An 11,935-nucleotide genomic window follows, 5' to 3' on the forward strand; every position below is an offset into this window, starting at 1 on the left:
GCTATGTTAATTTGCTTCAATTCGTACAGGAATGCCTTTGGCGGCCGGGGTTTTCGATAGGACGTCGTGATGTCCTAGCGGGATCAGCGGATTCAGTTCGGGAAAGTAGCCTGCAAGACTGCCTCGAGGCAGGTCGTAGGGTGTGACCGCGAGGCTCCTCACCTCCCGCCGGATATCCTCCTGGCAGTCGGTGACAAGCGTGACGGGCTGGTCTTCGATCAACCCGGTATCGCGCATGTCCTCGGGGTTCATCAAAACGATCATCCGGCTGCCGTTGAGGCCGCGCAGACGGTCGGAATGCCCATAGATCGTGGTGTTGAACTGATCGTTGGAGCGGAGTGTTACCAAAGTGTATCGTCCTGCACGTTCGTCGAGCCCGTTTGAATTGAGAACAGTAGGTACGGTGAATTGCGCCTTGCCGCTTTCCGTCTTCCAAACACGGTCATGGGCTGGGTTGCCGCGATAGAAGCCGCCTGGCTCGTTCATGCGCGCTTCCATGTCCCGGAACTGGTCGGGATAGGTCCGCTCTATCAGCTTGCGGACCTTCGCATAGTCTGCTGTCCAATCATCCCATCGCCAAAGGGGATTGAAGGGCAGGGCGCTCTTCGCGATCCCCGCCACGATAGCGAGCTCGGATTTGAGGTGCGGGCTGGCAGGGCGCCGGCGGCCGATCGAGCCATATATGTGGCTGAAGCTGTCCTCCACGGTTACCGTCTGGGGGCCGCTATCCTGGATGTCTTCCTCGGCTCTTACCAGGCAGGGCAACAGCCAGGCTTCCTTTCCAGGCAGGCAATGGGTGCGATTGAGCCGCGTGGCGACGTGCACGGTCAGTTCCAGCTCCCGCCATGCGGGGGAAATCAGCGATTGGTCCGGCACTGCCCGCGCCAGGTTTCCGCCCAGCCCGACAAATCCCTTCGCCTCGCCCCGCAGCAGGGCTTCCAGAAACTCGACTGTGGTGTGACCCTTTTCGACGGGCGGTTCGAAGCCGAAAATCTCCTTCAGCTTGTCCATCGGCACCAGTTCGGGCTTTTCCGAGATGCCGACGGTTCGCTGGCCCTGAACGTTGGAATGGCCGCGGATTGGCTGGCAACCCGCACCTTGCCGTCCGATGTTGCCCCGTAGCAGCAGGAGGTTCACGAGCATACCGATCGCCTGCGATCCGTGGACCTGCTGGGTAAGGCCCATGCCATAGATGCCTATGACGTTCTTGGCAGCTGAATAAACGTCGCCGGCCTGTTCAAGCTCGGCGCGCTTTACCCCGGAGTGCTGCTCGATTTCCGTCCAGCTGGTTTCGGCAAGCTTTGCCCGAAAATCATCAAGGCCATGGCAATGGGCTGCAAGGAATGCCGTGTCGAGGATGTTCCCTTCTTGGCTGTCCAATTCGAGGACACGCTTGCACACGCCCATCAAGGCAGCGATATCGCCGCCCGGGCGCACTTGCACGTACTGGTGCGCGATCTTCGTGGGCTTGCCGGCCGTCATTTGCCAGGGGTTTTGCGGGTCGACAAACTCCATCAGCCCACGCTCTCGCAGCGGATTGAAGGCAATGATCTTGCAGCCCCGCTCTACTGCATCCTTGAGGGGATGAAGAATGCGCGGGCTATTGGTTCCCGGATTTTGGCCGAAATAAAAGATCGCGTCGCAGTGTGCCAGATCATCGAACGTGCAAGTGCCCACGGGTGAACCGATGACTTTCTTAAGGCCAACGGAGGTTGTTTCATGGCACATGTTCGAACTGTCGGGCAGGTTATTGTGGCCATACATGCGGGCGAACACAGCATAGAGGTACGAGGGTTCGAGAGCGGCTTTGCCTGATGCGTAGAAGGTTACCGATCTCGGGGTGAGACGCTTCAGCTTCTCACCGATCGCCAGGAATGCATCTTGCCATGTGGCGCGTACGTATCTGTCGCTGGCCGCGTCATACCGCAACGGCTCGGTTAGCCGTCCCGCCTTTTCGAGATCATGATCTTCCCAATGGATAAGCTCGGAGACCGAATGCTCGTCGAAAAATTGCGGCGTGCAGCGCTCCCCGGTAAGGTCCCAGAGCGTGGCCTTGGCCCCGTTCTCGCAGAATTCGGCGACATGCGGGTTTGGCGGTTTGGCCCATGCGCACGATGAGCACATGTAGCCGCCCGGTTTGTTCTGTTCGGCCAGAGTCTGAAACGCGGCGGGATTTGCCTTGCTTGCTGCCTCGACGCGGGCAATGCCTTCCAAGGAACCCCAGCCACCCGTTGCATGGTTGTAACGGTGCGGTTTGGCGAGATCGTCCATCTGACGCTCCTAGATCCGGATTTCACAGAGCAGGCAAGCTCGGCGGTCCCCATCACATGGCAAGTCCAAACCGGACACAGCTGCCGATTTGGCAAACTGGGCAACAAGCAAACGGGACGCGGCCGGGAAATACGATGGGGTCATGAAGGTTGAACGCGCAGGGGCACTTCGGTGTCCCCAAGGAGATAGCATTTCTTCGAGTATTGGCGGGCCATGCAAATGCGCTATCGCGCGGCCGGTAAAAAGGCGCATAAATGCGAACCGCGCGAATTCTTGCAAAAGTCTGTGTGAGATCAGCTTGCTCAGGGAGAGCAGGAGCGGCTCACCTTAATGCCCCTGGTTACTCCTGGCGTTGCTGAGCGGTGGGTACCCTTGGGGTAATTCGTGCGTAGCGAACACTGCCACCAGCTTCACGCTGGCGGCAGTGTTGGTTTTTAGATCGCGCTGCTGCGCGTCTGAGCAGAGTTGTGTCCACCGTTTCGATAGAGGATTTCGCGCACACTGTCTGGGTCTGCAGCATTGTCCTCGACGGTAACCACAACGCCGCCATCTTTGATGCGATCATTGTAGTAATTGGCATCGTCCTCGCTGACGCCGTGCTTCGTGAGCGTCTCGTTCAGCGTCCCGCCTATCGCGCCTATGACCGCACCGATCCCTACGGCTTCCGGGACGGCCGAAGCCGCAATCGCACCGGCGGCCGCCAGAGGTCCTACGCCCGGGATCGCCAGCGCGGCCACTCCTAACCCGGCGCCCAATGCACCGCCGCCCAGAATGCCGCGAAGAACGTTGCGATGATGTTCGTCCGTAATTTCGCCATCACCCGATCGGGCTGTGGTGGTGCCGCCGTGATGTGCAATGACCGACAGGTCGCTGTCACTCAGCCCCAGGGTCCGCAATTCAACGATCGCCTGCTCCGCTTCGGAATGGGTATCGAAAATTGCTGATACTTTACTCATGGAGATTTCCTTTGCAGTTATTGCTGCCCTGAGTAAGTGATGCTGCCGAGCATCGTTGCGTGCCAAAGTGTCCGCAACGCGTTCCTCCGATAGGAACTGCGATCCATTTACGGCAGAGCGCTCTGCGTACCAGACAGCGCGATATTCCTATGAGAAGCGTGGATTCTGAACGGCGAGGACAGGCTCCCATTTCCGGTAGGTAGTACAGATAGGCAATGACGAGCGATGCGATCGGCACCGAGCGATCGACGTAGGCAACGGTTGGGTAGTATCGCCGGCCATTTCACCGCCTCGACCAGGATTTGCTTTCGCCTCGTCGATGGCAGTCTTGTCCGGCCGGCCATCTCGCCGGGGGGCGGTGCGCGCAGCGCCCCGGGCGTTGAGCCCGGTCCCCAGGTCACCCCGATCGGCGGTTCATGTCGCCATCTCGAGGTAGTGTGCCATGGCATGGTTCCCTTCCCGTTTGGCTCAGCGGCATAACGCAGCAGTGATCACTTCAGTGGACGTGACGCTGCATGTCTCAAACAAACAGCTAAGGCTTTCTGCGCTTCCACGGGCTGCCCACGGTTACCGTAGCTTACGGCCAAAGTTTGCAAAGCTCATCCAGGAGAATCGCGCCGCGGCAGGGGCCGCTCGAGGGGGCGCCCTTGGCACATGCGGTTGGAACTCGGGAGCGGGAAGATGCTGCGGTCAGCGCCCGGGCGCAACAAGCTTGCTTGAAAGGCCGCTTCTTTTCCCGGCTTCACGGCGATCCGTATCGATCCGGATAGCAGGGTAAATGCACGTTGACCATCTCGTGTAGCCGTGCGCCGGAATGGCACGCCCTGACTCCGGGAACCGCACGACGGGGCCGGTTGTTAGGCACCGACAGGCCGCACGCATTTGGTCCCTTCCAAGAGGGATATTCCCGTAAAGCGATTATTCCGGGGCGGCTGCTTGGCCCGACCGGGGAACCGGACGAACGGGCAAAGTGGCGGAATTCAGTTGATCGAGTCCAGGAAAGTGCGCGTGTCGATAAAGCAAGTATCAAAAATGGCCTCTACCGGCGTCGAGGGTCTGGATGACATTCTGAACGGAGGTCTCTCCCGGGAGAGGATGTATCTGGTGGAAGGAACGCCGGGAACCGGCAAGACGACGCTCGGTCTGGGTTTCCTGCTGTCCGGGGCGGCAGCGGGCGAAGTTGGGCTGTACATTACCTTGGCTGAAACCGAAGTGGAGCTTCGGGCGGTGGGAGTCTCCCACGGCTGGTCGCTGGATGGTCTCGAGCTTTTCGAAATGGTTCCGGCCGATGGTTTTGCTGAAGACCAGGAACAGACACTCCTCCATCCCAGCGAAGTCGAACTCGGTGAGACCGTGCGCAATATCATGGCGAAGGTCGATGAACTTTCTCCTTCGCGCGTGGTTCTCGACAGTTTATCCGAGCTTAGGCTGCTTTCCCAGAGCCCGATCCGCTATCGCCGGCAGATCCTTGCGCTCAAGCACTTCTTCTCGACCCGGCAATGCACGGTGCTTCTGCTCGACGACAAGGGTGCCACCGGGAGCGATCTGCAGTTACATAGCATCGCGCACGGTGTCATCTCGCTCGATCAGGCCCTGGCAAGTTTCGGGGCGCAGCGACGGCGCGTGCATGTCGTGAAAATGCGCGGCGTACGCTTCAGGGGAGGGTATCACGACTTCGAGATCGAGCGCGGCGGTCTGCGGGTTTACCCCCGCCTCGTGGCATCGGAACATGGCACCACCGAGGGGGGCGATGCCGTCACTACGGGTTCGACAGAACTCGACGCTCTGCTTGGGGGCGGCCTGGCACCCGGGACAGCTACATTGCTGACGGGCCCTGCCGGGGTGGGCAAGACTACCGCCTCGGTGCAGTGCGTGGTGGCTGCGCTGCAGCGCGGTGACAAGGCGTCCTACTTCCTGTTCGACGAACGCATGTCCACGTTGCTGAAACGCAGCGAAGCCTTGGGCATGGACCTGCGCCCTTTCCTCGAGGATGGACAGCTGGAGATGCGTGCGATCGACCCGGCCGAAATGTCTCCTGGAGAGTTTGCCAGTCTGATACGGGGGGCCGTTGAGGTTCATGGCTCAAGCATCGTGGTGATCGACAGCCTCAACGCCTACTTGCAGTCCATGCCGAACGAGCAGTTCCTGGTTCTGCAAATGCACGAGGTACTGACGTACCTAGGTCAAAAAGGCATCATCAGCGTCCTCATTCTGGGTCTCCACGGCGTCGCCGGCGATATTCGCTCGGACGTCGATCTCAGCTATCTGTCGGACGCTGTCGTCCAACTCAGGTACTTCGAAGCACACGGCGAGGTGCGTCAGGCCATATCAGTGATCAAGACCCGGACAGCCCGCCACGAGCGAACGATCCGTGAGTTCCAGATCGGGAGCACGGGCCTGCAACTGGGCGAACCGCTCCGCCAGTTCCAGGGTGTGCTCACCGGCGTACCCAAGTTTTCAGGCGAGGGCAGGACATTGTTGACGGGTCTGGAGGAGGCTGAAACGCCGCGCCGCTGAATGAACGATCTCGTCCTGATCCTGGCGCCTCGCGGGCGCGATGCAGCGATCGCTTGCGACCTCCTGCTTCGCAACGCGATTTCATCGTATGTCTGTTCCGATCAGCAGGAGCTTGTCCGAAAGCTCGAGGCGGGCGCCGGTGTCGTTCTGCTCACCGAAGAGGCGTTGGTATCGACAGCCCCCCACACACTTGCCGAATGGGTGGCCGATCAGCCGGCATGGTCGGATATACCCTTCGTCGTCCTGGCGAATGGATCGCGGGCGCCCAGGACCGTCACCGCGACGGCCCGTCTCTCGGAACTGGGAAATGTGGTCCTCTTGGAGCGTCCACTCCATGCCGAAGCCATGCTTGGGGCGATCCGCTCATCGCTTAAGGCGCGTGCACGGCAGTACGAAGTTCGCAATGCTGCCGCCTTCAGGGAGGCTCAGAACCGGATCCTCGAGCTCGCTGTGCAGGAGGCGCCGCTCGGCTCGACGCTCGAGGCGATCGTGCGCGAGGTCGAAGCCCTATCTAATTCCGGAGTCATGGCGTCGATACTTCTGCTCGACGAGGACGGTGGACATCTGCGGCATGGTGCAGGGCCAAGCCTGCCGGCTGCCTACAACGAAGCAATCGATGGAATTACCGTTGGGCCCTTGGTAGGATCTTGCGGTAGCGCGGTGCACCGCCAGGAGCCGGTCTTCGTTGCGGACATAGCCTCGGACCCACGCTGGGCCGACTACCGGGATCTGGCGCTGGGCCACGGCCTCCAATCGTGCTGGTCGCTTCCAATCACTTCGGTTCATGGCGAAATCCTTGGCACTTTTGCCATGTACCACGGCGAGCCGCGTGAACCTGCGGCTTCGGACCTCGAAATCGTCGACTTTGTCGTGCACACCGCTGGCATCGTCATCGCGCGGGCCAGGTCCGAGGATCATCTCCGGGCGAGCGAAGCGCGGTATCGGCAGATTGTCGAGGGGGCGGAAGATTTCGCCATTGTCGCTCTCGATCCCGATGGCATTATCACGGGATGGAGTAGCGGCGCCGCGGGGCTTGTCGGCTACGCGGCTGCCGAGGCGTTGGGGCAGCCTGGAGCGCTGTTTTTCACGGAGCCGGACCGGGAAGCGAAGGTTCCGGAACTCGAACTGGACCGCGCGTCGCAGTCCGGGCGGGCGATCAACGAGCGGTGGCATGTTCGCAAGGATGGAACGTGGTTTTGGGGGTCGGGCCTGACAATGCCTCTGGCGGGCAGCGAAGGCGGCTATGTGAAGATATTCCGTGATCGCACGGGAGAGCACGAGGCCGAGGCTGCTCTCAGGCAAAGCGAAGCGCGCTTGCGCTTCTTCGGGGAATTGGAAGATAGGCTTTCGAGCGCGGCGGATGCGTCCGGCGCTATGCAGGCCGCGACGGACCTGCTCGGCCGGAAGCTCGAGGTCGCGCGGTGCGCTTATGCCGACGTCGACGCGGACAACGACCGTTTTTGGATACGCAACGACTACGCCGCCGGCGGGATAGAGAGCTCGGTGGGCGAATACAGTCTGGACCTGTTCGGCCCGCGCGCGGCCGCTGACATGCGGACCGGCCGAACTCTGGTGGTTGCCGACGTCCAGGCAGAACTCTCTGCGAGCGAAGGCCGGGATATGTTCCAGGCTATCGGTATCGAGGCCATCATCTGCTGTCCGCTCGTAAAGAACGGGCGCTTAGCCGCCATGATGGCAGTCCATCATGATCATGCACGTGGGTGGACGGGAAGTGACATCGCCCTCGTCAGGGAAGTTGTCGAACGATGCTGGGCCCACGTTGAACGTGTCGGCGCGGATGCCCGTCTCAAGGAGAGCGAGGAACGGCTCCGTCTCGCCGTTGAAAATGCCGAGGTCGGTTTCTGGGACGTCGACGTGGTAAACGACCGGTTGATCTGGCCGGCGCGCACCAAGGCGATGTTCGGGATCTCGCCGGATGTTCCCGTCAGCATGAATGATTTCTATGACGGGCTTCATCCCGGTGATCGTGAACGCACTTTAGAAGCTTATGCCGCGGCGGCCGATCCCAACCGGCGCGCTCTTTACGATGTGGACTACCGCACGATCGGGAAAGAAGATGGCGTGGAAAGGTGGGTCGCGGCGAAGGGGCGGGGGATTTTTGACAGTTCCGGCCGTTGTCTGCGGGTTGCGGGAACTGCGCTCGAGATTACTGCGCGCAAGCATGCCGAGGACGCCTTGCGCGATCTCAACTCCACCCTCGAAGCAAGGGTGGCAGAGGCGGTTGCGGAGCGTGAAGATGCACACGAGGCACTGCGCCAGAGCCAGAAGATGGAGGCAATGGGCCAGCTTACTGGCGGTGTAGCGCATGACTTCAATAATCTGCTTACGCCCATCGTCGGCGCTCTCGACTTGCTGCAGAGGCGCGCAGTGGGCGGCGCGCGCGAACAGCGTCTGATAGCCGGTGCGGCTCAGTCGGCTGAGCGGGCAAGAACCCTGGTGCAGCGACTGCTGGCATTCGCTCGGCGGCAGCCGCTGCAATCCGTTGCCGTGGATGTCGGAAAGCTTGTTTGCGAGATGGGCGATCTCATCAGAAGCACGACGGGTCCGCAGATAAAAGTCGTGGTCGAGATCATGGAGGCAATGCTTCCGGCTAAAGCGGATTCCAATCAGCTCGAAATGGCGCTTCTCAATCTTGCTGTGAACGCGCGCGACGCGATGCCGGAGGGCGGCGTTCTGCGGATTTCCGCGTCCCAGGAAATCATCGGACCAGATCATCATGCCGGTTTGTTACCGGACACGTACATTTGCCTGTCGGTTGCCGACACGGGGGCAGGCATGGACGAGGCAACCCTGGCGCGCGCGGTCGAGCCATTTTTCTCGACCAAGGGCATCGGGAAGGGAACCGGGCTTGGCCTGTCGATGGTGCACGGCCTTGCATCGCAGCTCGGCGGAGCCCTTGCCATCCGCAGCGAGCTGGGGGTCGGGACAAACGTGGAGCTCTGGTTGCCGGTCAGCGGCGAAGATGTCCCGGAAGCGGCGACCATTCATCTGCAGCGCCTCGATGACGCGCACCAGGGGATTGCCTTGCTGGTCGACGACGAGGTCCTGGTCAGGATGACCACTGCCGATATGCTTTCCGACCTTGGATACGCCGTGATCGAGGCAGAATCGGCAGAGGAAGCCATGACGATATTGGCCGCAGAGCGATCAGTCCGGGTTCTGGTAACGGATCATCTTATGCCGGGTATGAACGGCACCGAGCTTGCCATGCGTGTCCGATCGATTATGCCGGAGGTGCCGGTCCTGCTTGTTTCCGGCTATGCGGAACTTGAAGGCGTGGACGCGGAACTTCCAAGGTTGACCAAGCCTTTCCGCAAAGACGAGCTGGCAGAAGCATTGGGCGCGCTTCTCGACTAGGACCTGTTTCAAGTTCGGCGATCGGCCGCGCGGGTCCGGCGCCCGTACCCAGCGTTACTGTGTCTGGTTGAAGCTTGCTCCGAAGGAACTGGAAGCCTGAGTAAGTTCGTTTCCCTAGATTTACCGGCCTCCTGAGAGTGTGGTCGCACCGGCCAAGACTGGCACGCTGCGCCATTGATTTGGCCATCCTCGTGCATTGTGCGAACTCGACTTAGCTATGCGGCCTGTCCGGAAAACCGGCACCACCTCACCGCCTGCAGACGCCGATGAAAGTAGCTTGGGGATGACTTGGGGCGCATAGTGAGAAGTGCGGAAGGTTCGCTCTTCCCTTTCGGCAAACGTCCCGGAACGACCTTATTACGCTGAGCAAGTTGCGGACCCCGCCGGCCCGGTCGTGCTCTGCCAGCGATCCAGCGCTCGTCTTTTCCCAGCGTCGGCACAGCAGGTAAGCGCCTGTTCGTAGCGCGTCACCCGATCGTATTGCTTACGCCGAACCGAAAGGAGGGCCTGAACTTCAGCATAATCATCTCCGCGACAGTCAATTTCGATAGGCGCGTTGTGCGCTTGGCAATTGGCTTCAAGAAGCCGTGATGCGATCTCTCCGGAGTGTCCAATGATAGATTGCTGCATTCGGTCGTTAGCGCCCGGTGCCTAGGCAGATCGGCAAACATGCCGCGCGGATCATGCGCGAGACTTGCAAAAGATTGGCATCTTGGTTGCGGCAGGTCCGGACCGGAAATTTCATGAGTGCAGCGACGTTTTCCCACTTTTTCCGGTGGAATGCGCTGCGAATGAGCGGGCACAAAAAACGACGCGGTCGGCCTGAAATGGAACTTCGCAGACGCGATATGGAGGAGCTTGAGATTGACCGCCTCCAAGGTGAATTTCAGTCCATTCGGCAGGTTCAGGAACTGCATGGCGTAACTTGGAGGCAGCGAAAGCTTATCATGTTGGACATTATGGCGCTCAACGCGATCGAGGAAATCAAGCAGCTAAAGGCACGCTATTTCCAGTGCGTGGACACAAAAGACTGGGAAGGGTTTATTTCGGTGTTTGCGCCAGACGCGGAGTTCGATCATCGCCGCGCGTTCGAAGCAGTAGACCCGGTCACGGGAGAGACCCGGGTCTACGGGCGTCCAGAGCTTCTGCAGCATATCGATACAAGCAAGTGGAAGGTAAAGGGAAGGAATGCTCTTTCATCAATGTCGGGCGACTTTTCTGCAGTGTCGACAGTTCATCATGGCTTCAATCCGCAAATCACCATCCACACCCCGACGAGTGCGAGCGGTACATGGGCAATGACGGATATTCTGCGATTTAAAGATGATAGCCCTATTCGGGAGATCAGGGGATACGGCTTTTACGACGAGACTTATCGAGTAGTTGACGGGGGATGGGTGATACAGAGCAACACCCTCCGGCGGATCAGGATCGATGTTTCCTGACTGTCTTCGCAGAAGCATTTCCAACTCGCCGATTGATGTCTGCAAGGCCGCCCTGGCAGGGGGACTCACGGGAGTTCGGCCGGGGAGTATCTATCACCGAACGGGAGCTCAGGTTTCTCCTTGGCAAGGCGCCCCGTTTCCGTCCGATCCGAAAAACACTTGGAGGCAAAAGGCTGCTGAGTGCCTGGGTGCGGCAGGTACCTGTTCTCGCCCCCTTGGACGGAGGCGCTGCGCTGGGACCTCAACCAAGTTGGCGAAGCTGCAGGAAAGGACGCCGATCGCATACGGACCGCGCCGGAGGCGATGAACAAGATTTAACCCAAACGCGGGCACTTGCGATGTAACTTTCCAGTGCCTCAAAGCCGGGGGGCTGGGGCGAATGTCCAGGTCGATCTCGACTAAAAAACCTCCAGCCACTTCTCAAGATTTGGCTCTTAAACTCCCGGCTCCTTGTGCGGACAAGAGGCTTGCCTTGAATGGAAGTTTGTCTAACCTGAAGATTGCGCCGGAATAAGGCGCAGAGGCAGTCAGCCACTATCAGGAAAAAAGCTGCTCGGCGCGTTCGCGTCCGGGCATCTGCCGCGAATGTCCAGGCCTTGTCGGCTAAAGGCGGCAGTATGCGCTCCATGGTGGCTCACGACATCCGCGGTTTGTTCGGATGGCCTCCTTGTCGGAGAAGAGCCCATGGTCATGGGCCGTTGCAGCGCGCGATGCGCGCGCGGGCAGTACGCCGGTCAGCAGACCGGCGGGAGGGCGCCATGCGCCTGAATCAGAAGACAGACTGCACGAATGGGCAGGGAGCAATCGAAGAAGGCGATCCGCTACCGCCCGAAGACCGGGTTGTTTCGCCGCCTCCCGATTGGCTCGAGCTGCTCTATCGCGGCTACAAGGACAGGCTGATCCGCTTCGCACGTGGCCATATAGCTTCCGACAAGGCCCCGGACGTCGTCCAGCAGCTCTTTGCCAAGCTGGCGACGCTCGACGAGACTTTTGCGCAATCGGTCGCGAACCCCGGGGCTTACTTGCGCACGGCAACCCGGAACCTGATCCTCAACGAATACCGTTTGGGCAAGCGGCGCTCGGAGCATCTGCATGTCTGCTGTGACAGCACCGAGATCGGCGGCCCGGATCCGGTCGGGGCGCTTGAAGCCAAGGACACGTTGCGGCGCCTTGAGGCCATCATGGCCCGGTTGAAGCCGATCACGCGCGAGATATTTCTCGCCCACCGGCTTGATGGTTACACCTACGCCGAGATTGCCGCCAGAACGGGGCTCAGCGTAAAGACGGTTGAAAAGCACATGAGCAGGGCGATCGCTTTCGTTGCGCGCCATCTGGAGCCATGACGAGACGTCTGAAGGGAGCTGGTCA

General features: G+C 60.2%; 7 protein-coding genes. 4 read left to right on the forward strand and 3 right to left on the reverse strand.

Annotation, left to right across the window (positions count from 1 at the left end):
- Positions 1-6 precede the first annotated feature (6 nt).
- On the reverse strand, positions 7-2,271 hold the full coding sequence (locus EDF57_RS21965) for an FdhF/YdeP family oxidoreductase (protein ID WP_134095828.1): 2,265 nt from the start codon (positions 2,269-2,271) through the stop codon (positions 7-9).
- Between the two features lie 434 nt (positions 2,272-2,705).
- Complete coding sequence (locus tag EDF57_RS21970; protein WP_134095829.1) at positions 2,706-3,227, reverse strand: hypothetical protein; 522 nt, start codon at positions 3,225-3,227, stop codon at positions 2,706-2,708.
- Between the two features lie 1,032 nt (positions 3,228-4,259).
- Between EDF57_RS21970 and EDF57_RS21975 the strand changes: the two genes are divergently transcribed.
- The gene (locus EDF57_RS21975) at positions 4,260-5,744 is read left to right on the forward strand and encodes an ATPase domain-containing protein (protein WP_134095891.1); all 1,485 of its coding nucleotides are present in this window, start codon (positions 4,260-4,262) and stop codon (positions 5,742-5,744) included.
- Positions 5,745-9,122, forward strand: coding sequence for a PAS domain S-box protein (locus tag EDF57_RS21980; protein WP_134095830.1), 3,378 nt, complete (start codon positions 5,745-5,747; stop codon positions 9,120-9,122).
- 467 nt (positions 9,123-9,589) lie between these two features.
- On the opposite strand, the gene EDF57_RS21985 is transcribed toward EDF57_RS21980, so the two are convergent.
- The gene (locus EDF57_RS21985; RefSeq protein WP_134095831.1) at positions 9,590-10,039 is read right to left on the reverse strand and encodes a hypothetical protein; all 450 of its coding nucleotides are present in this window, start codon (positions 10,037-10,039) and stop codon (positions 9,590-9,592) included.
- A 30-nt stretch (positions 10,040-10,069) separates the two neighbouring features.
- Here EDF57_RS21985 and EDF57_RS21990 point away from each other — a divergent pair, with 30 nt between their 5' ends.
- Both EDF57_RS21990 and EDF57_RS21995 read left to right on the forward strand, forming a co-directional pair.
- Entirely contained in the window at positions 10,070-10,567 is a 498-nt protein-coding gene (locus EDF57_RS21990) for a nuclear transport factor 2 family protein (RefSeq protein ID WP_134095832.1), read from the forward strand.
- A gap of 758 nt (positions 10,568-11,325) precedes the next feature.
- Entirely contained in the window at positions 11,326-11,910 is a 585-nt protein-coding gene (locus EDF57_RS21995) for a sigma-70 family RNA polymerase sigma factor (protein ID WP_134095833.1), read from the forward strand.
- The last annotated feature ends 25 nt before the right edge of the window (positions 11,911-11,935 follow it).

Source organism: Novosphingobium sp. PhB55 (genome assembly GCF_004368805.1).
In the GTDB taxonomy this organism is placed as follows: Bacteria; Pseudomonadota; Alphaproteobacteria; order Sphingomonadales; family Sphingomonadaceae; genus Novosphingobium.

Coding starts and splice junctions, on each gene's coding strand:
- EDF57_RS21990 (WP_134095832.1), top strand. CDS start 10,070: ATGTTGGACATTATGGCGCTCAACGCGATCGAGGAAATCAAGCAGCTA.
- EDF57_RS21985 (WP_134095831.1), bottom strand. CDS start 10,039: ATGCAGTTCCTGAACCTGCCGAATGGACTGAAATTCACCTTGGAGGCG.
- EDF57_RS21995 (WP_134095833.1), top strand. CDS start 11,326: ATGCGCCTGAATCAGAAGACAGACTGCACGAATGGGCAGGGAGCAATC.
- EDF57_RS21975 (WP_134095891.1), top strand. CDS start 4,260: ATGGCCTCTACCGGCGTCGAGGGTCTGGATGACATTCTGAACGGAGGT.
- EDF57_RS21970 (WP_134095829.1), bottom strand. CDS start 3,227: ATGAGTAAAGTATCAGCAATTTTCGATACCCATTCCGAAGCGGAGCAG.
- EDF57_RS21965 (WP_134095828.1), bottom strand. CDS start 2,271: ATGGACGATCTCGCCAAACCGCACCGTTACAACCATGCAACGGGTGGC.
- EDF57_RS21980 (WP_134095830.1), top strand. CDS start 5,745: ATGAACGATCTCGTCCTGATCCTGGCGCCTCGCGGGCGCGATGCAGCG.